General features: G+C 70.8%; 17 protein-coding genes and 1 pseudogene. 8 read left to right on the forward strand and 10 right to left on the reverse strand.

The features are described 5' to 3' along the window. Nucleotides 1–28 precede the first annotated feature (28 nt). Nucleotides 29–3,076 (forward strand): NPCBM/NEW2 domain-containing protein, encoded by a 3,048-nt coding sequence (locus ADK54_RS00790; protein ID WP_053723479.1) that lies wholly within the window; start codon nt 29–31, stop codon nt 3,074–3,076. Between the two features lie 61 nt (nt 3,077–3,137). Here the strand turns inward: ADK54_RS00790 and ADK54_RS45535 are convergent, their stop codons facing one another. From ADK54_RS45535 to ADK54_RS00810, 4 genes are all read right to left on the reverse strand, one after another. Continuing rightward, nucleotides 3,138–3,686 (reverse strand): hypothetical protein, encoded by a 549-nt coding sequence (locus ADK54_RS45535; RefSeq protein WP_053723480.1) that lies wholly within the window; start codon nt 3,684–3,686, stop codon nt 3,138–3,140. A gap of 55 nt (nt 3,687–3,741) precedes the next feature. Then, nucleotides 3,742–5,478, reverse strand: coding sequence for a S8 family peptidase (locus tag ADK54_RS00800; RefSeq protein WP_053723481.1), 1,737 nt, complete (start codon nt 5,476–5,478; stop codon nt 3,742–3,744). A gap of 374 nt (nt 5,479–5,852) precedes the next feature. Beyond that, on the reverse strand, nt 5,853–7,259 hold the full coding sequence (locus ADK54_RS00805; RefSeq protein ID WP_053723536.1) for an NADP-dependent succinic semialdehyde dehydrogenase: 1,407 nt from the start codon (nt 7,257–7,259) through the stop codon (nt 5,853–5,855). 89 nt (nt 7,260–7,348) lie between these two features. Next, nucleotides 7,349–8,332: a PAC2 family protein gene (locus ADK54_RS00810; RefSeq protein ID WP_053723482.1), complete on the reverse strand. Its 984-nt coding sequence runs from the start codon at nt 8,330–8,332 to the stop codon at nt 7,349–7,351. 367 nt (nt 8,333–8,699) lie between these two features. Here ADK54_RS00810 and ADK54_RS00815 point away from each other — a divergent pair, with 367 nt between their 5' ends. The 7 genes and pseudogenes from ADK54_RS00815 (at nt 8,700) to ADK54_RS47110 (ending at nt 15,369) form a co-directional block, all read left to right on the forward strand. Beyond that, nucleotides 8,700–10,019: an enolase C-terminal domain-like protein gene (locus ADK54_RS00815; protein ID WP_053723483.1), complete on the forward strand. Its 1,320-nt coding sequence runs from the start codon at nt 8,700–8,702 to the stop codon at nt 10,017–10,019. Further along, nucleotides 10,016–10,792 carry an SDR family NAD(P)-dependent oxidoreductase gene (locus ADK54_RS00820; RefSeq protein WP_053723484.1) on the forward strand — a complete coding sequence of 259 codons (777 nt, stop codon included), beginning with the start codon at nt 10,016–10,018 and terminating at the stop codon, nt 10,790–10,792. The genes ADK54_RS00815 and ADK54_RS00820 overlap by 4 nt, the downstream gene beginning before the upstream one ends. A gap of 22 nt (nt 10,793–10,814) precedes the next feature. Further along, nucleotides 10,815–11,852 (forward strand): sugar ABC transporter substrate-binding protein, encoded by a 1,038-nt coding sequence (locus ADK54_RS00825; protein ID WP_053723485.1) that lies wholly within the window; start codon nt 10,815–10,817, stop codon nt 11,850–11,852. A 2-nt stretch (nt 11,853–11,854) separates the two neighbouring features. Continuing rightward, nucleotides 11,855–13,423 (forward strand): sugar ABC transporter ATP-binding protein, encoded by a 1,569-nt coding sequence (locus ADK54_RS00830; protein WP_053723486.1) that lies wholly within the window; start codon nt 11,855–11,857, stop codon nt 13,421–13,423. Continuing rightward, nucleotides 13,420–14,451 (forward strand): ABC transporter permease, encoded by a 1,032-nt coding sequence (locus ADK54_RS00835; RefSeq protein ID WP_053723487.1) that lies wholly within the window; start codon nt 13,420–13,422, stop codon nt 14,449–14,451. Before ADK54_RS00830 ends, ADK54_RS00835 begins: the two co-directional genes overlap by 4 nt. A 29-nt stretch (nt 14,452–14,480) precedes the next feature. After that, nucleotides 14,481–15,074, forward strand: a pseudogene (locus ADK54_RS47105) (serine/threonine-protein kinase); the annotation flags it as partial. Nucleotides 15,075–15,081: 7 nt separating this feature from the next. Beyond that, entirely contained in the window at nt 15,082–15,369 is a 288-nt protein-coding gene (locus tag ADK54_RS47110) for a hypothetical protein (protein WP_234391868.1), read from the forward strand. A 44-nt stretch (nt 15,370–15,413) separates the two neighbouring features. Here the strand turns inward: ADK54_RS47110 and ADK54_RS00845 are convergent, their stop codons facing one another. The 6 genes from ADK54_RS00845 to ADK54_RS00870 form a co-directional block, all read right to left on the reverse strand. Beyond that, the gene (locus tag ADK54_RS00845) at nt 15,414–16,085 is read right to left on the reverse strand and encodes a FadR/GntR family transcriptional regulator (protein WP_053723488.1); all 672 of its coding nucleotides are present in this window, start codon (nt 16,083–16,085) and stop codon (nt 15,414–15,416) included. 64 nt (nt 16,086–16,149) lie between these two features. Next, entirely contained in the window at nt 16,150–17,226 is a 1,077-nt protein-coding gene (locus ADK54_RS00850; RefSeq protein WP_053723489.1) for an LLM class flavin-dependent oxidoreductase, read from the reverse strand. A 126-nt stretch (nt 17,227–17,352) separates the two neighbouring features. After that, nucleotides 17,353–18,963 (reverse strand): glycerol-3-phosphate dehydrogenase/oxidase, encoded by a 1,611-nt coding sequence (locus ADK54_RS00855; protein WP_053723490.1) that lies wholly within the window; start codon nt 18,961–18,963, stop codon nt 17,353–17,355. A 5-nt stretch (nt 18,964–18,968) separates the two neighbouring features. Beyond that, nucleotides 18,969–20,495 carry a glycerol kinase GlpK gene (gene glpK, locus ADK54_RS00860; RefSeq protein ID WP_053723491.1) on the reverse strand — a complete coding sequence of 509 codons (1,527 nt, stop codon included), beginning with the start codon at nt 20,493–20,495 and terminating at the stop codon, nt 18,969–18,971. Between the two features lie 40 nt (nt 20,496–20,535). Continuing rightward, complete coding sequence (locus ADK54_RS00865) at nt 20,536–21,312, reverse strand: MIP/aquaporin family protein (RefSeq protein ID WP_053723492.1); 777 nt, start codon at nt 21,310–21,312, stop codon at nt 20,536–20,538. Nucleotides 21,313–21,664: 352 nt separating this feature from the next. Next, nucleotides 21,665–22,429: an IclR family transcriptional regulator gene (locus ADK54_RS00870; RefSeq protein ID WP_053723493.1), complete on the reverse strand. Its 765-nt coding sequence runs from the start codon at nt 22,427–22,429 to the stop codon at nt 21,665–21,667. Between the last annotated feature and the right edge of the window lie 19 nt (nt 22,430–22,448).

Raw genomic sequence — 22,448 nt, forward strand, 5'->3', positions numbered from 1 at the left:
ATGCTCGTTTGTGCGCTAAACACGCTCTATGCAATCACCAATATGCACGAGAGTGGCGCTCGCGGGAGCAGCCGTGCTCGGTCTGCTCGCGGTGTTCGCTGGGCCCGGCAGCGCGCAGGCCGCCGCGCCCGCCGACACCCCCGCCGATACCTCCGTAGGAAACGTGACCGGCTTCGAAGCCGCCGCGGGCTCCGTCTTCAAGCTGCACGCGGGCGCGGCCGAGGCCCGGGTCGGCTTCGTCACCGCGGACACCTTCCGCATCGAGCTCGCCCCGGACGGCGAGTTCACCGACCCGGCCGGCTCCGACATCGTCCTGCCGCAGGGCAAGCCGCCCGCCGCCCGCTGGAAGGACAAGGGCGACCGTTACGAGCTGAGCACCGACAAGGTCACCCTGCGCGCCTTCAAGTCCCCGCTCCGCTTCGCCCTCTACAAGGCGGACGGCACCCAGCTCTGGGCCGAGACCAAGCCGCTGAGCTGGACCAAGGACACCACCACCCAGACCCTGTCGCGCGGCGCCACCGAGCAGTTCTACGGCGGCGGCATGCAGAACGGCCGGGGCAACACCTCGCACCGCGACCAGACGGTCCAGGTCGGCGTCGACGACAACTGGAACGACGGCGGTCACCCCAACTCCGTCCCGTTCTACCTCTCGACGGCCGGCTACGGCGTCTTCCGCAACACGTACGCCCCCAATACGTACGTGTTCGGGCAGCCCGTCACCGCGAGCGCCAAGGAACAGCGCTTCGACGCCTACTACTTCGCGGGCGATGCGAAGCAAGTCATCGGCGACTACACCCAGTTGACCGGCAAGCCGTTCCTGCCGCCGGTCTACGGGCTCGAACCCGGCGACTCCGACTGCTATCTGCACAACGCCAACCGCGGCGAGCGCCACACCCTCGACGCCCTCAAGATCGCGGACGCGTACAGGACCAACGACATGCCGAACGGCTGGATGCTGGTCAACGACGGCTACGGCTGCGGCTACGAGAACCTGCCCGAGACCGCCAAGGGCCTGCAGAACGACTCCATGCAGATGGGCCTGTGGACCGAGGACGGCCTCGACAAGCTCGCCGACCAGGTCAAGGCGGGCCAGCGCGTCGCCAAGCTCGACGTCGCCTGGGTCGGCGACGGATACAAGCACGCGCTGGACGGCTGCAAGGCCGCCTATCAGGGCATCGAGGCCAACAGCGACGCGCGCGGCTTCACCTGGGCCCCGGAGAGCTGGTCCGGCGCGCAGCGCTGCGGCGTCCAGTGGTCCGGTGACCAGTCGGGCGGCTGGGAGAACATCCGCTGGCAGATCCCGACGTACGCGGGCGCGACCCTCTCGGGCCTCGCCTACACCAGCGGCGACATCGACGGCATCTTCGGCGGCAGCCCCAAGACGTACACGCGCGACCTCCAGTGGAAGTCGTTCCTGCCCGCCGTGATGACCATGGACGGCTGGGCCGCGAGCGACAAGCAGCCCTACCAGTACGGCGAGCCCTACACCTCGATCAACCGCGGCTACCTCAAGCTCAAGGAGTCGCTGCTGCCCTACATGTACTCCTATGCCCACGAGGCGACCAAGACCGGCATCGGGCCCGTCCGGCCACTGGCTCTCGAATACCCGAACGATCCGAAGGCCGCCACCGACGCCGCCAAGTACGAGTTCCTGTCCGGCGAGGACTTCCTGGTCGCCCCGGTCTACCAGGACACGACCGTACGCAACGGGATCTACCTGCCCCAGGGCACCTGGATCGACTACTGGAGCGGGCGCACGTACCAGGGCCCGACCACCGTCGACAACTACAGCGCGCCGCTCGACACGCTGCCCCTGTTCGTGAAGGCGGGCGCCGCCGTCCCGATGTGGCCCGGCATCCGCTCCTACCAGGACCGCACCGCGAACTCGCCGCTCGCCTGGGACATCTACCCGCAGGGCCGCTCCTCCTTCCAGCTGTACGAGGACGACGGCGTGACCCGCGCCAACCGGACCGGCGCCTATGCGACCCAGCGCGCCGACGTCTCGGCCCCGCAGCGTGGCTCTGGCGACGTGACCGTCCAAGTGGGCGCCAGCAAGGGCGGGTTCAAGGGCAAGCAGACCGCCCGCCCCTACGAGCTGACGCTGCACACCGGCAGCGCGCCCGCCAAGGTCGAGGTCCAGGGGAGCCGGCTCGCGCGGCTCGGCTCGAAGGCCGCGTACGACAAGGCCGCCACCGGCTGGTTCTACGACCCGAGCGACCGGGGCGGCGTGGTTGTGGTGAAGACCGCGACCCTGCGCACGGACAAGGCCTTCGAGGTGAAGCTCAAGGACACCAGCGCCGTGGGCGGCCGCACCCCGGGCGACCGGGTCGCGCTGGCCGCGCCCGCCGGGCAGGAGCTCGGCGCGGGTGCGCCCGGCAAGGTGGCCGTGGACGTCACCGCCGGAGCCAAGGACGCGACCGGTGTCCGGGTGTCCGTCGCCGCACCGGCCGGGTGGGCCGTAACCCCGGCCGCCGCGCTCGAACGGATCCCGGCCGGCGCCACCCGGCGCGTCGAGGTGGGCGTCACTCCCGCCAAGGACGTCAGGCCCGGCGAGGTCACGCTGAACGTCAACTCTGCGTCGAATCGAGGGAGTTCACAGCAGCGGATCGCGGTCTCCGTGATGCCGGCGCCGCCCGCGGCCGACACCTGGGCCAGCGACATGGTCTGGCTGACGTCGGCCAACGGGTACGGGCCGCCCGAACGCGACCGCTCCAACGGCGAGTCGGGGGCGGCCGACGGCCACATCCTCACACTCGCCGGGAAGACGTACGCCAAGGGGATCGGCGCCCATGCCGACTCCGACATCGAGGTCTACACCGGCGGGCGGTGCACCGCCTTCACCGCCGACGTCGGCATCGACGACGAGATCAACGGCTACGGGGAGGTCGCCTTCTCCGTCGAGGCGGACGGCAAGGTCCTGTGGACCTCGCCGAAGGTGACCGGAGCCTCGGCGACCGTGCCGGTCGACGTGCCGCTCGGCGGCGCCCGGCACGTCCACCTGAAGATCACCGACACCAACAACTCGAAGTCCGGTGACCACGGGGACTGGGCCGCCGCCAAGTTCACCTGCGCCTAGGCATACGGCGGGCGCCGGGCGGGAACGTGCCCACCCGGCGCCCTCTGTGCGGGAGTTGGCTCTACTGCTTGTTCACCACGATCGCCTGGATGACGCTGTTGGTGGTGTCGTAGAACCCGATGACCTGCTGCCCGAACGCGAAGGCCTCCTGGACCTCGTCATGGGTGACGGGGTTGGGGTTCGCGAGCTGGCGCCAGTTGCCGTCGATGAACAAGTACAGGATCGACGGCTGGCCGGGCAGCGGGGTCACGACGTCCCAGAACTTCGTGGCGATGCCGCTGACCAGGGCGGCGCTGTTGACCGCGGCCGGCAGCACGAGCGGCTGGCCGATGCCCTGCTGCTGGCCCTGCTGGCCGCCCATCTGCTGGAGCAGCTGCTGGTAGGGCTGCTGCTGGCCGAGCTGCTGGAGCTGCTGCTGGATCTGCGGCGGCAGCTGCTGGCCGATGCCCTGCTGGCTGTACTGCGGGGTGAAGCCCTGTTGGCCGAAGCCCTGCTGCTGGCCGAAGCCCTGCGGCGGGGACGTGCTGGGGCCCTGCTGGCCCATCTGCTGGCCGTACTGCTGCTGTTGGTGCATCTGGTGCTGCTGGCTCATCTGCGGGGTGGTGCTCATGCGGGTGTCACCTTCCCTTTTGTGAGTTCCGCTAGCTGTCCGGTGTCCGTGACGCTCAGCCGGCGACCACCAGGCCGACGACCTCGTCGTCCGAGAACCAGACCCGTATGTCCGGCCGTCCGGCCGCGAAGGCGGAGTGCACCGCCTGGCGGAGTTCGGGCGCGGGGTCGTTCAGGTTGCGCCATGCGCCGGCCACGAACAGCCGGAGCCTCGGGGGCAGTTCATGGGGGTACGGGATCAGTTCGTCCCAGTACCGTTCGGCCTGGCCGGTGCCGACCGTCGAGGGCATCAGACGGGTCACCGCGGCCTTGATGTCGGGCCGGTTGCCGATGCGCTGGGAGGCGGGCCGCTCCGGCGCGTCCTGCTGCGGGGAACCGGTCGACCGCAGGATCGTACGGGCCCGCTCCGGCGTCATCGGGTCCTGCCCGGTGGCCTTCAGCATGCCCTGGAGCGAGGCGAGGGCGCCGACCACGATGGGCGAGGCCGACGACGTACCGGAGAACGTGTCCGTGTACCAGGCGATCTCCTCGGCGCCGCCCTGGAGGTCGCCCGCCCGGTCCCAGAACCCGCCGGTCGTGGTGGTCTCGCGGCCCCAGCCCTGGGCGTCGATGCGGGCGCCGTAGTTGGAGAACGCGAGCCGCGAGCGGTCCGGGCCGTGGTCGCGGCCGTGCGTGCCGGGCGGCGGGGCGCCCGCGCCCACCAGGACCGCGCCCGAGGACTGGTTGGACGGGTTGAAGGGGTTGCGCCAGTCCTGAGGGAAGCCCTCGGGGCGCCGCTCGTACAGCGCGTCGTCCAGGCTCTCGCCGCCGTTGCCGCCGGCCGCCACCACCAGGACGCCCTTCGCGGTCGCCCAGCGGATCGCCGCGAAGTCGTCCGGCCACCACTCGATCGGGACGTAGCCCTCCTGGTCGTCCCGGGCCTGGAAGTCGAACCTCGGCCCCGGGCGGTGCAGTTCGATCAGGACGATGTCACCGGGCGAGAGCCGCTCGGCCGCGGCATGGACCGCCGCCGCCGTGCCGATGCCCTGGAACGAGGCGGCCGCCGTGACCGCCTCCGGGGCGATCCCGGTGATGCCCTTCTCGTCCCGGTCGCCGCCGATGACCCCGAGCACGGCCGTGCCGTGGTTGCGCCACGCCAGGTCCTGCACCGGGTTGCCGACCACGATCCCGGCGAGCTTGTCCACCAGGTCCTCGTGGCCCAGCTGCCAGGCGCCCTCGACGTCGATGACGGTGACGCCCTCGCCGGAGCCGCCCGGACGCAGCCATGCCCAGTAGGCGTCGACGCCCGCGGGCGCGGGGTTCAAGTAGCCCTGCCGGCCGGTGTAGTCGGGCGTCGCCGGGGCGCCCTCCTTCAGCCGCTTGATGGTCTCCTCGTCGCGTCCCGTCATCGAGGCGGGCACGGCGCCCGGCTTCACGTAGGCGGTCTCGACCTCGGGCAGCGCGGCGAGCCGTGCGCTCAGCTCCGTCACCCGCTCGCCGCCACCGCGTACCCGGTAGTAGAGGGACAGGTCCGGGAGCGCCTCGCGGGAGGTGCCCTGCGGGACCTGGGCCAGCCGCTCCTCGCGGCCGAACAGCGGTTCCAGGGCGATCTGTTCGTCGGTGAGGAACATCGAGAGAGCCGAGGTGTCGGCTCCGGAAGCCGACCGGACGCCCTCAGCGCCGACACGCAGCCGGGCCTCGGCCCGTGCGACGACGATCAGTTCCGGCTCGGCTCCGTGATAGGTGAATCCAGCTCCATCGGGTCCTGGCCCCGCCGTTCCGGGGTCCTGACCCGGGTGAATCCGATCGGTCATCGCTTCCGCCGCTCCCCTCGGGTGCTGTGCTTGGCGTGCCTACGGGGACACACCCTGCTACCTCAGCGCCGGAACGTAAACCCCGCTCGCGCGAGCAAAGTTTGAAATCAAGCTGAATGGGCAACCCGTGCATTTGGACCGGAAACCGATGTCACGCCGCAATTAGGCCAAACACGGCGGGGGTTGGGGGCGCCCGGTGGGGTGCGAGCGGTCCCTGTGACAGGGAAGTTGACGTGTCTGTGCGGGGTGGCCGGATACGCATCCGGGCCACCGGCGCGACCGCTCCGGCCCGCTTTCCGGTTTACGACGACGGCGGGACCGGGGCGCGACCCGTTCCAACTGCCAGCGGGGCGCGGTCTGTTGTGGGGGAGGGGTCAAGAACCCGAAGGCTCTGCCCCGTGCCACACCGTGGTCACGTTGCAGAACTCCCGAATGCCGTGCCCGGACAACTCGCGCCCATACCCGGACCGCTTGATCCCCCCGAAGGGGAAAGCAGGATGAGACGCGGTCATCCCGTTGAAGAACACCCCGCCCGCCTGGAGGTCCCGTACGCAGCGCTCGACCTCGGCGCTTTCGCGGGTCCAGACGTTCGAACTGAGCCCGAACGGCGAGTCGTTGGCGACCGACACCGCCTCGTCGAGGTCCCGCACCCGGTACAGCGTGGCGACCGGACCGAACGTCTCCTCCTGGTGGATCCGCATGTCCGCGGTGATGCCGGCGAGGACCGTGGGCAGGTAGAACCAGCCCCGGTCGCTCCCCTCGGGGCGGCTTCCGCCGCACAGGGCCCTCGCTCCCTTGCGTACGGCGTCGTCGACGAGCTCCTCCAGGTCGGTCCGGCCCTGCTCGCTCGCCAGCGGGCCGACGTCAGTGTCCTCCAGGAGCGGGTCGCCGATCTTCAACTCCCGCATTCCGGCGGCGAATTGCTCGGCGAACGCGTCGTAGACGTCCGTGTGGACGATGAAGCGCTTCGCGGCGATGCAGGACTGCCCGTTGTTCTGCACCCGGGCGGTCACCGCGGTCCGCGCGGCCCGCTCCACATCGGCGGAGGGGAGCACGAGATAGGGGTCGCTGCCGCCGAGTTCGAGCACCGTCTTCTTGATCTCGTCGCCGCAGATCGCCGCGACGGAGCGGCCCGCCGGCTCGCTGCCGGTCAGCGTCGCGGCCGCCACCCGACGGTCCCGCAGCACCTTCTCGACGCCGTCGGAGCCGATGAGCAGGGTCTGGAAGCAGCCGTCGGGGAAGCCCGCCCGGCGGAACAGGTCCTCCAGGTACAGCGCGGTCTGTGGCACGTTCGACGCGTGCTTGAGCAGGCCGACGTTGCCCGCCATCAGCGCGGGCGCGGCGAACCGTACGACCTGCCAGAGCGGGAAGTTCCACGGCATCACCGCGAGGACCACGCCGAGCGGCCGGTAGTGGACCCGGGCCCGCTCGGCGCCGGAGTCGTGGACGTCGTCCTGGGCGGGCTCCTCGTCGGCGAGCAGCGCCGCCGCGTGCTCGGCGTACCAGCGCATCGCCTTCGCGCACTTCGCCGCCTCGGCCCGCGCCGCCGCGATGGGCTTGCCCATCTCCAGGGTCATGGTGCGGGCGATGTCGTCCCGGTCGCCGTCGAGCAGGTCGGCGGCCCGCAGCACCAGCCGCGTCCGCTCGTCGAAGCGGGTCGTGCGGTAGCCGGCGAAGGCGGTCTCGGCCGTGGCGAGGCGGCGCTCCACCTCCTCGGGCCCCATGGCGCCGAAGCTCTTGAGCGTCTCACCGGTAGCCGGATTCACCGTGGCGATGGCCATGACGTACGACACCTCCCGAAGGCACTGGTCCTTCGACCTTCCCGCGCGAGGGGAGGCGCCGCAACGCGAACCGGGGCCGGGCCCGGGGGCTACTCCTCGGAGGTGTCCTCGCCCGGGTCGTCCGTCTTCGGGGGCTTCGGCGGCCGGGTGCGCCCGCTGGAGGTGTCCCGCAGGTACGAGCCGTCGCCCTCGGTCGCGTGGCCGCCCGCCGTGGCCTGGCCGGGGCCGGGACCGCCGTCCCGGCGGCGCAGGTACCGCTCGAATTCGCGGGCGATGGCCTCGCCGGACGCCTCGGGCAGATCCGCGGTGTCCCGCGCCTCCTCAAGGGTCTGGACGTACTCGGCCACCTCGCTGTCCTCGGCGGCCAGTTGGTCGACGCCGAGCTGCCAGGCCCGGGCGTCCTCCGCGAGCTCGCCGAGCGGAATCCTGAGGTCGATCAGGTCTTCCAGGCGGTTGAGCAGGGCGAGCGTGGCCTTGGGGTTCGGCGGCTGGGACACGTAGTGCGGCACCGCGGCCCAGAGGCTGACCGCGGGAACTCCCGCGTGGGTACAGGCCTCCTGGAGGATGCCGACGATGCCCGTGGGGCCCTCGTACCGGGTCTCCTCCAGATCCATGGTCCGCGCCAGGTCCGGGTCGGAGGTCACGCCGCTGACCGGCACCGGCCGGGTGTGCGGGGTGTCGCCGAGCAGCGCGCCCAGGATCACCACCATCTCGACGCCCAGCTCGTGCGCGAAGCCCAGGATCTCGTTGCAGAACGAGCGCCAGCGCATCGACGGCTCGATGCCGCGCACGAGCACCAGGTCGCGCGGCTTGTCGCCGCCGACCCGCACCACGGAGAGCCGGGTCGTCGGCCATGTGATCTTGCGGACTCCGCCGTCCAGCCACACGGTGGGCCGGTTGACCTGGAAGTCGTAGTAGTCCTCCGCGTCCAGCGCCGCGAAGACCTCGCCCTTCCATGCCCCGTCCAGGTGCGCGACAGCGGAGGAGGCGGCGTCGCCCGCGTCGTTCCAGCCCTCGAACGCGGCGATCATGACCGGGTCGACCAGCTCGGGAACGCCCTCCAGCTCGATCACCCAGTGCCTCCCTCAGAAGTTCCCTTGCGTACGTCCCAACCTTACGGCTTCAGACCTACCCAGCCGCAGCCCCCGTGCACGGCCCTCCGGCGTCGGGAGTGGCAGAGGAATGAAGGGGTCCCGGGTGGGGCAGCAGCACATTCGGACGTCGATTCATCCGAGCTGTGTGGCGTGAATTCCTGCAAGACCCTGGACGGTTCCGATCGGACGGGGATATACATCGGATGACCGGAGAGATCCGATGTTCACCCGGACATTCCCGCAAAGGTTCCTGCGGACGTTCGTTCAGCGATTCATCGGTTCATTGCGGCGCAGATCCACGGGTAGTGCCACCGATAGATCCACGTGTTCATCCAGGGGGGCGTGCATGAGGCCGAGCGTCACGGGGTTCGAGGTACACGACATCCGCTTTCCCACCTCGGAACAGCTCGACGGCTCGGACGCCATGAATCCGGATCCCGACTACTCGGCCGCCTATGTGGTGCTGCGCACCGGCGACGGCCACGAGGGCCACGGCTTCGTCTTCACCATCGGCCGCGGCAACGAAGTGACCGCCGCCGCCATCGAGGCGCTGCGGCCCCACGTCGTCGGCCGCCCGGCACCGGCCGCCGCGGCCGACCTCGCCGCCCTGCACCACGACCTGACCCACGACTCCCAACTCCGCTGGCTGGGCCCCGAGAAGGGGGTCACGCACATGGCGGCGGGCGCCGTCGTCAACGCCGCCTGGGACCTGGCGGCCACCACGGCGGGCCTGCCCGTGTGGGAGTTCCTCGCCTCGATGTCGCCCGAGGACCTCGTCTCGCTCGTCGACTTCCGCTACCTCACGGACGTACTGACCCGGGGCGAGGCGCTCGCCCTCCTGCGCGCCGCCGAACCCGGCCGCGCCGAGCGGGCCCGGCTCCTGCGCGCCGAGGGCTACCCCGCCTACACCACCTCGCCCGGCTGGCTCGGCTACGACGACGCCAAGCTGGTCCGGCTCGCCAAGGAGGCCGTCGCCGACGGCTTCGTCCAGATCAAGCTGAAGGTCGGCGCCGACCTCGACGACGACGTCCGCAGACTGGGCCTGGCCCGCGCCGCCGTCGGCCCCGGCATCCGCATCGCCGTCGACGCCAACCAGCGCTGGGACGTCCCCGAAGCGATCCGCTGGATGGCCGCGCTCGCCCCGTACGAGCCGTACTGGATCGAGGAGCCGACCAGCCCCGACGACATCCTCGGCCACGCCGCCGTGCGGGCCGGGCAGCCGGTGAAGGTCGCCACCGGCGAACACGTCGCCAACCGGGTCGTGTTCAAACAGCTCCTCCAGGCGGGCGCGGTCGACTTCGTGCAGATCGACGCGGCCCGGGTGGCCGGGGTGAACGAGAACCTGGCGATCCTGCTGCTCGCCGCCAAGTACGGCGTGCCCGTCTGCCCGCACGCGGGCGGGGTCGGCCTGTGCGAACTCGTCCAGCACCTCGCCATGTTCGACTTCGTCGCCGTCTCCGGCAGCCGCGAGGACCGGGTCATCGAGTACGTCGACCACCTCCACGAGCACTTCGCCGCGCCCGCCGTCGTCGAGGCCGGCCGCTACCGCGCCCCGACCGCCCCGGGCTTCTCCGCCCGCATGAACCCCGCCACCATCGCCGCCTACCGCTACCCGGACGGCCCGCAGTGGCTGGCCCGCCGACCGGCCCAGGAGGTCAACTCATGAGCAGCGCAAGGGACTTCGAGGACATGGCGGCCCTTGTCACGGGCGGCGCCTCGGGCATCGGCGCCGCCGTCGCCGAGCTCCTGATGGAGCGCGGCGCCCGCGTCGCCGTGCTCGACCGGGACGTGAAGGGCGCCCCGCCCGGCACCCTCGTCCTGGAGGCCGACGTCACCGACGACGCGGGCGTACGCGACGCGGTCGCCCGGGCCGTGGGCGAACTCGGCGCCCTGCACACCGTGGTCTCCAACGCGGGCATCGGCGCCGTCGGCACCGTCGAGGACAACGACGACGCCGAATGGCACCGGGTCCTCGACGTCAACGTCCTCGGCATGGTCAGGGTCGCCCGGCACGCGCTGCCCCATCTGCGACGCGCGGCCGGGGAGCGGCCCGGCCGCGCGTCCCTCACCCAGACCTGCTCGATCGCCGCCACCGCGGGCCTGCCGCAGCGCGCCCTCTACAGCGCGGCCAAGGGCGCCGTCCTCTCCCTCACCCTCGCGATGGCCGCCGACCACGTCCGCGAGGGGGTGCGGGTCAACTGCGTCAACCCCGGCACGGCGGACACCCCCTGGGTCGCCCGGCTGCTCGACCGGGCGGACGACCCGGAGGCCGAGCGGGCCGCCCTCCGGGCCCGCCAGCCGATGGGACGCCTCGTCTCGGCGGCCGAGGTCGCCGCCGCCATCGCCTACCTCGCAAGCCCGGCGGCGGCCGCCGTCACCGGCACGGCCCTCGCGGTCGACGGCGGAATGCAGGGCCTGCGCCTGCGACCGAGCAGCTAGAGCCACTACGAAGGACGGGATCATGAGAGTGCGTACGACAACCGCCGCCGCCTGCACCGCACTTGTCGCGGTCGCGTTGCTCACCGGCTGCAACCGAGAGTCCGCCGGCGGCACCGGATCCCAGAAGGTCGGCATCGACCTGCCGCGCAGCGACAGCGACTTCTGGAACTCCTACCAGCAGTACATCGAGAAGGGCGTCAAGTCCGGCGAGGTCTCCGCGCTGCCGCTCACCAACTCCCAGAACGACGTGGGCAAGCTGGTCGCCGACGTCACCGCCTTCACCGACCAGGGTGCCAAGGCGGTCGTCATGGCCCCGCAGGACACCGGCGCGATCGCCTCCACCCTGCAGAGCCTGAACCAGCGGGGGATCCCGGTCATCAGCGTCGACACCCGCCCCGACAAGGGCGACGTCTACATGGTCGTGCGGGCCGACAACAAGGCGTACGGCGAGAAGGCCTGCAAATACCTGGGCGAGCAGCTCAAGGGCAAGGGTGAAGTCGCCGAATTCCAGGGCGACTTGAGCTCCATCAACGGACGCGACCGCTCCGAGGCGTTCAAGTCCTGCATGGCCAGGAGCTACCCCGGGATCAAGGTCTACGAGCTCGCCACCGACTGGAAGGGCGACGTGGCCTCCGCCAAGCTCCAGTCCACGCTCGCCGCCCACCCCGGTCTGAACGGCATCTACATGCAGGCCGGCGGCGTCTTCCTCCAGCCGACGCTGGCCCTGCTCCAGCAGAAAGGCCGGCTCGTGCCGCCGGGCGCCGCGGGCCACATCACGATCGTCTCCAACGACGGCATCCCCGAGGAGTTCGACGCGATCAAGGCAGGAAAGATCGACGCGACCATCTCCCAGCCCGCCGACCTCTACGCCAAGTACGCGCTGTACTACGCGAAGGCGGCCCTGGACGGCAAGACGTTCAAGGTGGGCCCGACCGACCACGGCTCGAACATCATCAAGATCCCGAACGGGTACGAGGACCAGCTGCCGGCGCCCCTGGTGACCCGGGCCAACGTCGACGACGCCTCGCTGTGGGCGAACCAGCTGCAGAAGAAGAGCTAGCCATGGCACCCGAACCAGCGGAAGGGCGGGCCATGGCGCCCGCACCCGCCCTGCACGCCCACGGCATCGTCAAACGCTTCGGGCCCACGCTCGCACTCGACGGTGTCGGCCTGACCGTGCGGCCCGGCGAATCGCACGCGCTGGTCGGCCGCAACGGCGCAGGGAAGTCCACCCTGGTCGGCGTGGTCACGGGGCTGCACCGGCCGGACGCCGGCACCGTCACGTTCGGCGGCGCGCCCGCCCCGGCCTTCGGGGACCGGGCCGGCTGGCAGTCCAAGGTCGCCTGCGTCTACCAGAAGTCCATGGTCGTGCCGGACCTGACCGTCGCCGAGAACCTCTTCCTGAACCGCTTCGAGGGCGAGCGCATCCGCTGGAGCCGGCTGCGCCGCCGCGCCCGTGACCTCCTCGCGGAGTACGGGGTGAACGTCGACCCGGATGCCAGAGCAGGCCAACTGTCCGTGGAACAACGGCAGTTCGTCGAGATCGCCCGCGCCCTTTCGTTCGGCGCCCGCCTCATCGTCCTGGACGAGCCGACCGCCCAGCTCGACGCCCGCGGCATCCAGCGCCTGTTCACCAAGCTCCGCGAACTGCAGGCACAGGGCGTGGCCTTCCTGTTCATCTCGCACCACCTCCAGGAGGTGTACGACCTGTGCACCGCGGTCACCGTCTACCGCGACGCCCGCAAGGTCCTGACGGCCTCCGTCGCCGACCTTCCCAAGGGCGAACTGGTCGCGGCGATGACGGGGGAGCGGCCGAGTGCGAACGGGTCGTCCTGGCGGGCGGGCGCCGGTCCGGTCCGTACGTCGGAGCCGGTCCTGCGGACCGAAGGGCTGGCACTCGACGGGGAGTTCGAGGCGCTCGACCTCGTGGTCCACCCGGGCGAGGTGCTCGGGATCGCGGGAGCCGCGGCCAGCGGGAACACCGCGCTCGGCGAGACCCTGGCCGGGATGCGCCGGGCGAGCGCGGGCCGGGTCACCGTGCACGGCCGAGCGGTGAAGCCGGGCAGCGTGCCGCACGCCCTCGACGCGGGCATCGGCTACATCCCGGAGGACCGGCACCGCCAGGGCCTGGTCCCGAACCGCTCCGTCGCCGAGAACGCGACGCTGACGGTGACCGACCAGCTCGGGCCCTGGGGGACCGTACTCCCTTCCAGGACAAGGGAGTTCGCGCTCTCGATGATCGGCTCGCTCGACATCAGGACGCGGGGGCCCGAGCAGCCGGTGTCGGGCCTGTCGGGCGGCAACCAGCAGAAGGTCGTGGTGGCCCGCGCGCTGGCCCGCAAGCCGGTGGCCCTGGTCGCGGTACGCCCCACGGCGGGCGTGGACGTGAAGTCCAAGGACGCGCTGCTCGGCGTGGTGCGGCAGGTGGCCGACGAGGGCAGCGCGGCGGTGATCATCTCCGACGAGCTGGACGACCTCAGGGTGTGCGACCGGGTCCTCGCGCTGTTCCACGGGCGGGCCGTCGCGGAGTACGGCAGCGGTTGGAGCGACTCGGAGCTGGTCGCGGCGATGGAAGGTGTGCGGGGCATGGACGGCACGGCAGGTGTGGACAGGACGAGGGAGCGGCCATGACCGGTACGGCGACCGAGGCACCGGCGGGTGTACGGGACACGAGCCCTCTGGGACGCCTTTCCCACATCCGCTGGAGCGACTTCTCCCTCGTGCCCGTGATCCTCGTCCTGATGGTCATCGGCTTCATCGTCTCGCCGGTGTTCCTCACCTCGGGCAACCTGATCAGCGTCATCCAGCAGTCCTCCGAGCTGAGCCTGCTGGTCCTCGGCCAGGCGCTGATCCTGATCTGCGGACGCATGGACCTCTCCCTGGAGTCGACGATCGGCATCGCGCCGGTCGTCGCGATGTGGCTGGTCCTGCCGTCCTCGGCCCCGGCCGGCCGGTTCACGGGCGTCGGCCTGCTGCCCGGCTGGACGGCGATCCCCGTGTGCCTCCTGGTCGGCCTGGCGATCGGCGCGTTCAACGGCTTCCTGATGCTGAAGCTCAACGTCAACGGGTTCATCGCGACGCTCGGGATGCTGACGATGCTGCGGGGTCTGCACGTCGGCATCACCGGCGGCCGCTCGATCATCGACATGCCGCAGTCCTTCCGCTACCTCGGCATGACGGACTGGCTCGGCGTACCCGCCGCCGTCTGGATCTGCCTCGCGCTCTTCGCGATCGGCGGGGCGGCCCTTGCGTGGCTGCGGCACGGGCGGGCGCTGTACGCGATCGGAGGGAACGCGGAGGCCGCGCGGGCGGCGGGGATCCGGGTGGACCGGGTGACGTGGATCGTGCTGGCGGTGGGCGGCCTGCTCGCCGCGTTCGCGGGGATCCTCTACACGGGGCACTACGGTTCGGTCGCGGCGAACCAAGGCAACGGGTGGATCTTCCAGGTGTTCGCGGCGGCGGTGATCGGAGGGATCTCCCTGAAGGGCGGCCGGGGGACGTTGTTCGGTGCGCTGACCGGTGTGCTGACCCTCCAACTGGTGGTGAACGTCATGACGTTGGGCGGAGTGCCGGCGCTCTGGAACCAGTTCCTGAACGGGGCGATCATCATCGTGGCGCTGGTGATCAGCCGATTCGCGAGCGGCGAAAAACAGGACTAGGGCCCACCCCGACCCGGGGCCGACCGAGCATGAGTGCACCTTCCACCGACCCTTTCCAGCCGCTGAGGCCGGACGACCCGGCCACGGTGGGCGGATACCGTCTGACCGCCGTGCTGGGCGCGGGCGGCATGGGCAAGGTGTACCTGTCCTACACCCCGGGCGGCCGCCCCATCGCCCTCAAGGTGATCCGGCCCGAGTTCAGCGAGGACCCCGAGTTCCGGCGGCGCTTCCAGCAGGAAGTGAAGGCGGCGCAGCGGGTCCAGGGCCTCTACACCGCGCCCGTCATCGACTTCGACACCGAGCGCACCCAGCCCTGGCTGGCCACGGCCTACGTACCCGGCCCCTCCCTCGCGCACGCCGTGGGCCGGCACGGACGGCTGCCGCTGCGCAGCGTGCTGCTGCTCGCCGTCGGGGTCGCCGAGGCCCTGCACGTCATCCACGGCGCGGCCATCGTCCACCGCGACCTGAAGCCCGCGAACGTGCTCCTCGCCGCCGACGGTCCCCGCGTGATCGACTTCGGTATCGCCCGCGCGGCCGACGCCACCTCCCAGACCGGCCACGGCGTCGGCACGCCCGCGTTCATGGCGCCCGAGCAGGCCGCCGCCGGTCCACGGAGACCTGCACTTCTACATGGACACCCTCTTCGAGGACACGAAGCTCGGGACCGACAACGGCAAGCTGGTCGTCCTGAACAACCCGGAGAAGGGTTCGCTGGAGACCTGCCGCGCCGAAACCCGTTACACCGAGACGATCGGCCTCGACCAGCTCACGGACGGGTCGGAGATCTGCGTGCTCAGCGACGCGGGCCACATCGCGGTGGCGACGTACCGCGGCAAGTCCGGCACGAACGACCCGAGCAAATACATCACCCTCGACCTCAAGATCTGGCGCAACGCCGAGGAGCCGAGGAAGCACTGAGGAGGGCGCGGGACGGCCGCGTTCGGCCCCACGGGCGGGGAGATCTACAGGGTTGACCTCAACCACTGCTCCACGCTGGCGATGTGCACGGTCGCCCAGGACCGCGCCGCCTCCGCGTCCCGGTCCCGCAGGGCCGAGAGGATCGCCCGGTGCTCGTGCAGGGTGCGGCTCACCGCGTCCTCCTGGGTGAGGCCCCGCCAGATACGGGCCCGGGTCGTGGGCCCGGACAACCCGTCGAGGAGCGAGCACAGCACCGAGTTCCCCGACCCCGCCACGATCCCCCGATGGAATTCGAGGTCGGCCGCGACCAGCTCCTCCACCGAGGGCGAGGCTCCAAGGGCGTCCAACTGGGCCGACAGCGCGTCGAGTTCGGCATCGCCGATCCGGGTCACCGCCATCGCCGTCGCGGCCGGCTCCAGGATGCGCCGTACCGCGAGGAACTCCAGGACCGTGTCGTCCCGGTGGAAGTCGACGACGAAGCTCATCGCCTCAAGCAGCAACTGGGGGTCCAGGCTGGTGACGTACGTGCCGTCGCCCTGGCGGACGTCCAGGATGCGGATCAGGGACAGCGCCCGCACCGCCTCGCGCAGGGAGTTGCGGGACAGGCCGAGCTCCGCCGCCAGTTCGCTCTCCTTGGGGAGCCGGTCGCCCGGCCGCAGCGCACCGGAGACGATCATTTCCTTGATCTTCTCGATGGCCTCGTCGGTGACAGCCATGGGCGACCTCCATACATCCGATGTATCGGCCCCCATTATGCGCGTTCCGCACTCCCCGCGGTCCTCACTCCCCGAGAGAGCCGGACTCCCACAGAGTGCTCGGCGCCTCTTTCCGTACGACCGGAGCGATCTCCTCGGCGAACCGTGCCAGCGTCTCGACCTGCTCGGCCGTGGAGAGCCCGAACCCGTCGACGGTGACCGACTGGAGGTCGTGCCGGTATGCCTCGTGGAAGCCGAGGATCTTGTCGATGATCTGCTGCGGGGAGCCGATGAGCTGGGGCCCGTCGGCGATGGCGTCCTCGATGGTGCGGAACGGGGTGTTGTAGCCCGCCCTGCCCTCCAGATGCGGCTTGAAGGTCTGCCGTACCTTCGCCTCGTACACCTCCCGGTAGCGCGAGACCGCCTGCTCGGCCGTGTCGGCGATCAGCAGCCCGCCCGAGCCCGCCGCGACATGTGCCCGCGCCGGGTCGTGCCCGTACTCCTCGAACTTCTCCCGGTAGTGCGCGATGAGCTTCGCGTATGCCGCGCGCGGCTGGATCGCGTTGGCCGTGAACAGCGGATCGCCGTGCCGGGCCGCGAGTTCGGGGGAGTTGAGGGAGGTCGCCGAGCCGTGCCAGATCCGCGGCACCCCGTCGTACGGCCTCGGTACGGTCGTGACCTTGGTCAGGGGTGGACGGAATTCGCCCTGCCAGTCCACGCCCTCCTCGCTCCACAGGCGCCGCAGCAGTTCGTACTTCTCCCGCTGGAGGTCCCACTGGCGGGACTCGTCGAGCCCGAACAGGTCGAAGTGGCCTGCCTCCGCGCCCTTTCCGATCACCAGCTCGACGCGGCCGCGCGAGATCTGGTCGAGCGTCGCGTAGTCCTCGGCCACCCGCACCGGGTCGAGGATCGCGACGACGGTCACCCCGGTGAGGAGCCGGATGCGGGTGGTGCGCGCGGCGAGTGCGCCGAGCAGCACGGTCGGGCTGGAGGAGAGGAAGGCTCCGGCGCGCCGCTCGCCGATGGCGTACGCGTCGTAGCCGAGCCGCTCGGCTTCCTCGCCGACTTCGAGGACTTGCGCCAACCGGTCGGCGGGCGAGGGGAGTTCACCGGTCAGCGGGTGCGGGGCGTGGCCGACGATGGAGAGTACTTGAAACTTCATGTCCCAACTCTCGCCCCGCCCTGTTGCAGCCGCGTGTACGGGATGTGGCAGCGGGCCCGGCGCGCACGCCGAAGGGGCGGCTCCCGTGCGGGGGAGCCGCCCCTTCGTCACATCACTGACGCCTCGTCAGTTCTTCTTCTGCAGCAGGACGTCGACCTTGTCGCGGATCTCGTCCGTCGCCAGACCCCGGATCGTCAGGGTCGTGCGGCGACGCAGCACGTCGTCCGCCGTCTCGGCCCACTCGTGGTCGCGGGCGTACACGACCTGCGCCCAGATCTCCGGCGCGTCCGGGTGGATGCGCTCGGCCAGCGCCGCGTCGTCGTTGGCCAGGCGCGCGATGTCGAAGGACAGCGAACCGTAGTGCGTGGCCAGGTGCTTGGCGGTGTCGGCCGCCATGCGCGGGCCGGGCGCCGGGCCGTCCACCATCAGGCGGTGGGCGACGGCGCGCGGGTTGGCGATGCCGGGCAGCGGCATCTTGCCGGGGAGCTCGGAGATGGGCTCGAAGTCGTCACCGAGCGGGTGGCCCGGCAGCTGCTCCAGCTTCTTCATCACCGTACGGCCGATGTGGCGGAAGGTCGTCCACTTGCCGCCGGCCACCGACAGCATGCCGCCGCGGCCCTCGGTGACGACCGTCTCGCGCTTGGCCTTGGAGGTGTCGCCCGGACCGCCGGGCAGCACCCGCAGACCGGCGAAGGAGTACGTGATCAGGTCGCGCGACAGCTGCTGGTCGCGGATCGAGAAGGCGGCCTCGTCGAGGATCTGCGCGGTGTCGGCCTCGGTGACGCGGACGTCCGCCGGGTCGCCCTCGAACTCCTCGTCGGTGGTGCCGAGCAGGAGCATGTCCTCCCAGGGCAGGGCGAACGTGATGCGGTACTTGTCGATCGGGGTCGCCAGCGCGGCCTTCCAGGGGGCGGTGCGCTTGAGGACCAGGTGCGCGCCCTTCGAAAGACGTATGGAGGGGGCCGAGTTGGGGTCCTCCATCTTGCGCAGGTGGTCGACCCAGGGGCCGGTCGCGTTGAGGACGAGGCGGGCGTTGACGCCGAACTCCTCGCCGTCCATGCGGTCCTTGAGGTCGGCGCCCGTGACCCGGCCCTTGGTGAAGCGCAGGCCGGTGACCTCGGCGTGGTTGAGGACCACCGCGCCGGCCTCGACGGCCGCGCGGACCGTCATCAGCGCCATGCGGGCGTCGTTCATCTGGTCGTCGCCGTACACGGCCACGGCCTTCAGGTTGTCCGTACGCAGCTCCGGCACGTCCGCCGCGGCCTTCGCGGGCGAGAGCAGGTGGCCGACGCCGTCGCCGAAGGCGGAAAGGGCCGAGTAGGCGAAGACGCCGGCACCCAGCTTGGCGGCGCCGTGCGGGCCGCCCTTGTACACGGGCAGGTAGAACGTGAGCGGGTTGGCGAGGTGCGGGGCCACCTGACGGGACACCGCACGCCGCTCGAAGTGGTTCTCCGCGACCAGCTTCACCGCGCCGGTCTGCAGGTAGCGCAGACCGCCGTGGAGCAGCTTGGAGGAGGCGGAGGAGGTGGCGCCGGCGAAGTCACCGGCGTCCACCAGGGCCACCCGCAGACCGGACTGCGCGGCGTGCCAGGCGGTGGAGATGCCCAGGATGCCGCCGCCGATGACCAGGAGGTCGTACGTCGCCTTGGACAGTTGCTCCCGAGTCTCGGCGCGGCTCGGGTGAGAGCCGGAGGCCGGGTGCGTCCCGAGGGCAGGGACGCTCTGCAGGGTGGTCATGTCGATTACTCCTCGTCCTCGATCCAGCCCATGGTCCGCTCGACGGCCTTGAGCCAGTTCTTGTACTCGCTGTCACGCCTGTCGGCGTCCATGCGAGGGGTCCATTCCGCCGCCCGGCGCCAGTTGGCGCGCAGCGCGTCGGTGTCCGGCCAGAAGCCGACGGCCAGACCGGCGGCGTAGGCGGCGCCGAGGCAGGTCGTCTCGGCGACCATCGGACGCACGACCGGCGCGTCCAGGAAGTCCGAGAGGGTCTGCATCAGCAGGTTGTTGGAGGTCATGCCGCCGTCGACCTTCAGCGCGGTCAGCTCGACGCCCGAGTCCTTCGTCATGGCGTCGGTGATCTCGCGGGTCTGCCAGGCGGTGGCCTCGAGCACGGCGCGCGCGATGTGCGCCTTGGTGACGTACCGGGTGAGGCCGGCGATCACACCGCGGGCGTCGGAGCGCCAGTACGGGGCGAACAGGCCGGAGAAGGCCGGCACGAAGTAGGCGCCGCCGTTGTCCTCGACCGAGGAGGCCAGGGTCTCGATCTCCGCGGCGGTCTTGATCATGCCCATCTGGTCGCGCATCCACTGGACGAGCGAGCCGGTGACGGCGATGGAGCCTTCGAGGGCATAGACCGGCTTCTGGTCGCCGATCTGGTAACCGACCGTCGTCAGCAGGCCGTTGTAGGAGTTGACGGGCTTGTCACCGGTGTTCATCAGCATGAAGGTGCCGGTGCCGTAGGTCGACTTGGCCTCGCCCTCGGAGAAGCAGGTCTGGCCGAACAGGGCCGCCTGCTGGTCGCCGAGCGCGGACGCGACCGGGATGCCGTCCAGGACGCCGCCCTTGGCGTGTCCGTACACCTCGGCGGAGGAGCGGATCTCGGGCAGCACGGCCGCCGGGATGCCGATGGAGGAGAGGATCTTCTCGTCCCACGCCATGTCGTGCAGGTTCATCAGGAGGGTGCGCGAGGCGTTGGTGACGTCCGTGACGTGCACGCCGCCGTCGGTGCCGCCGGTCAGGTTCCAGATGACCCAGGAGTCCATGGTGCCGAAGAGGATGTCGCCGCGCTCGGCGCGCTCGCGCAGGCCCTCGACGTTGTCGAGCAGCCAGCGCACCTTCGGGCCCGCGAAGTACGAGGCGAGCGGCAGGCCGGTCTCGCGGCGGAAGCGGTCCTGGCCGACGTTGCGGCCGAGCTCCTTGCAGAGCGCGTCGGTGCGGGTGTCCTGCCAGACCAGCGCGTTGTGCACGGGCTCGCCGGTGTTCTTGTCCCACATCAGCGTGGTCTCACGCTGGTTGGTGATGCCGATCGCCTTGACGTCGGCGGCGGTGATGCCCGCCTTCTCGACCGCGCCGGCCACGACTTCCTGGACGTTGGTCCAGATCTCGGCGGCGTCGTGCTCCACCCAGCCCGGCTTCGGGAAGATCTGCTCGTGCTCCTTCTGGTCGACCGAGACGATCCGGCCGTCCTTGTCGAAGACGATGCAGCGGCTGGAGGTGGTGCCCTGGTCGATGGCCGCGATGAACGGGCCGGTGCTGTGCGTGTCGCTCATGGGGTGCTCCCGGTAGGTCCGAAGGGGGTCGCGTCGTGTCTCAGGCGAAGGCGATGTTGTAGATGCCACCGGCGATCGCGCCGCCGATCAGCGGGCCGACGACCGGGATCCACGCGTAGCTCCAGTCCGAACCGCCCTTGTTGGGCAGCGGCAGCAGGGAGTGCACGATGCGCGGGCCGAGGTCACGGACCGGGTTGATGGCGTAGCCGGTCGGACCGCCGATCGAGAGACCGATGCCCACCACGACGAGCGAGGTGATCAGGACACCGATGACGCCGAGCCCCTTGCCGTCGCCGTTGAGGCCCTGGGTCAGGATCGCAAGGACCAGAATGATGGTGGCGATGACCTCCGTGACCACGTTCTGGACCACGTTGCGGATCTCCGGGCCGGTCGAGAAGATGCCGAGCACCGGCCCCGCCGCGCCCTCGCGGGCCTCGATCGACTTGCCGTCGCCCACGATCTCGGGGTCGGTGAGGTGCGCGTGGAACTGGCCGTAGTAGGCGAGCCACACGAGGACCGCGCCGAGCATGGCGCCGAGGATCTGTCCGCCGAGGTACACGGGGACGTCGCTCCACTTGGTGCCGCCCTCGATCGCGAGACCCAGGGTCACCGCGGGGTTGAGGTGGGCGCCCGAGAGGGGGGCCGAGATGTAGGCGGCGGTCAGCACGGCGAAGCCCCACCCGAAGGTGATCGCGAGCCAGCCGGCGTTTCGCGCCTTGGAGCGCTTCAACGTGACGGCGGCGCACACGCCACCGCCCAGCAGGGTGAGAACGGCGGTACCAATGATCTCGCCGGTGAAGATGTCGTGGCTGGACACCCGCGACTCCTTTGTCCTTCGTCCAGGGGGAAATCCCAACAAGCAGAGCACCGGGTCCCTCCGGTGGTCCGCACCCTCAATGGCTGAGGGCTGTCCGGCCCATGGCGTTGTCACACTCTAACTCGTATTGCCGGTAGGTGTTCGACAATGCCGACCGCTGAACGGCAGTTTTGCCCTCGGGTTAACTGGACGTCAATACTTCTGTGGCCGGAATCCCTGATCGTTACCAGGTGGTACGAACCACCAAACATGGACCCGGTGCCGGGATCAAGATCATGTACTGGTATGGCGCGGGCCGCTCGGCCGGCGTTCTGCCCTGCGAAGGGGCCCCTGGAGCGCCCGGCGCGGCGCCCTAGAAGCGGCCGGCGCCCAGGTCCCGCGAGACCGCGCGGGCGCAGTCGCGTACGGCGGCCACCAGCTCGGGCCGCACCTCGCCGTCCTTGCAGACCCGCTCCACGGCGCCCGTGACGCCCACCGCGCCGACCGGCATCCGGCGCCGGTCGTGGATGGGGGCGGCCACCGAGGCGACGCCCTCCCAGGTCTCCTCGATGTCCGAGCCCCAGCCGCGCGCCCGGGTCACGTCCAGCACCCCCTCGAAGCTCTCGGGCGCGGTGACCGTGTGGGGCGTGAACGCCTCGTGCATGTTGTCCACGGCCTCGGTGTGCGCCACCGGGTCGTACGCGGAGAGCACCTTGCCCAGGGCCGTGGAGTGCAGCGGCTGCATGGCGCCCACTTCGAGCACCTGGCGGCTGTCGTCCGGCCGGAAGACGTGGTGCATGATCAGCACGCCCTGCTGGTGGAGCACCCCCACGTACACGCTCTCGCCGCTGGACCGCGCCAGGTCGTCCGTCCACACCAGGGCGCGCGCCCGCAGCTCGTGGACGTCCAGGTAACTGTTGCCCAGGCGCAGCAGCTCGGCGCCCAGCTGGTAGCGGCCGGAAGCCGGGTCCTGCTCCACGAAGCCCTCGGCCTGCAGGGTGCGCAGGATGCCGTGCGCGGTGCCCTTGGCAAGGCCCAGTGCGGAGGCCACCTCGGACAGACCGAGCCGCCGCTCGCCCCCCGCGAGCAGCCGCAGCATGGCGGCCGCCCGTTCGAGCGACTGGATGTTGCGCGCCATCGCGCTCCCTCCCTCATCG

The sequence above is a fragment of the Streptomyces sp. WM6378 genome, assembly GCF_001279695.1.
Classification (GTDB): domain Bacteria; phylum Actinomycetota; class Actinomycetes; order Streptomycetales; family Streptomycetaceae; genus Streptomyces.

Coding starts and splice junctions, on each gene's coding strand:
- ADK54_RS00805 (WP_053723536.1), bottom strand. CDS start 7,259: ATGGCCATCGCCACGGTGAATCCGGCTACCGGTGAGACGCTCAAGAGC.
- ADK54_RS00815 (WP_053723483.1), top strand. CDS start 8,700: ATGAGGCCGAGCGTCACGGGGTTCGAGGTACACGACATCCGCTTTCCC.
- ADK54_RS00830 (WP_053723486.1), top strand. CDS start 11,855: ATGGCACCCGAACCAGCGGAAGGGCGGGCCATGGCGCCCGCACCCGCC.
- ADK54_RS00870 (WP_053723493.1), bottom strand. CDS start 22,429: ATGGCGCGCAACATCCAGTCGCTCGAACGGGCGGCCGCCATGCTGCGG.
- ADK54_RS00835 (WP_053723487.1), top strand. CDS start 13,420: ATGACCGGTACGGCGACCGAGGCACCGGCGGGTGTACGGGACACGAGC.
- ADK54_RS00820 (WP_053723484.1), top strand. CDS start 10,016: ATGAGCAGCGCAAGGGACTTCGAGGACATGGCGGCCCTTGTCACGGGC.
- ADK54_RS00800 (WP_053723481.1), bottom strand. CDS start 5,478: ATGACCGATCGGATTCACCCGGGTCAGGACCCCGGAACGGCGGGGCCA.
- ADK54_RS00825 (WP_053723485.1), top strand. CDS start 10,815: ATGAGAGTGCGTACGACAACCGCCGCCGCCTGCACCGCACTTGTCGCG.
- ADK54_RS00790 (WP_053723479.1), top strand. CDS start 29: ATGCAATCACCAATATGCACGAGAGTGGCGCTCGCGGGAGCAGCCGTG.
- ADK54_RS00845 (WP_053723488.1), bottom strand. CDS start 16,085: ATGGCTGTCACCGACGAGGCCATCGAGAAGATCAAGGAAATGATCGTC.
- ADK54_RS00855 (WP_053723490.1), bottom strand. CDS start 18,963: ATGACCACCCTGCAGAGCGTCCCTGCCCTCGGGACGCACCCGGCCTCC.
- glpK (WP_053723491.1), bottom strand. CDS start 20,495: ATGAGCGACACGCACAGCACCGGCCCGTTCATCGCGGCCATCGACCAG.
- ADK54_RS00850 (WP_053723489.1), bottom strand. CDS start 17,226: ATGAAGTTTCAAGTACTCTCCATCGTCGGCCACGCCCCGCACCCGCTG.
- ADK54_RS45535 (WP_053723480.1), bottom strand. CDS start 3,686: ATGAGCACCACCCCGCAGATGAGCCAGCAGCACCAGATGCACCAACAG.
- ADK54_RS47110 (WP_234391868.1), top strand. CDS start 15,082: ATGGACACCCTCTTCGAGGACACGAAGCTCGGGACCGACAACGGCAAG.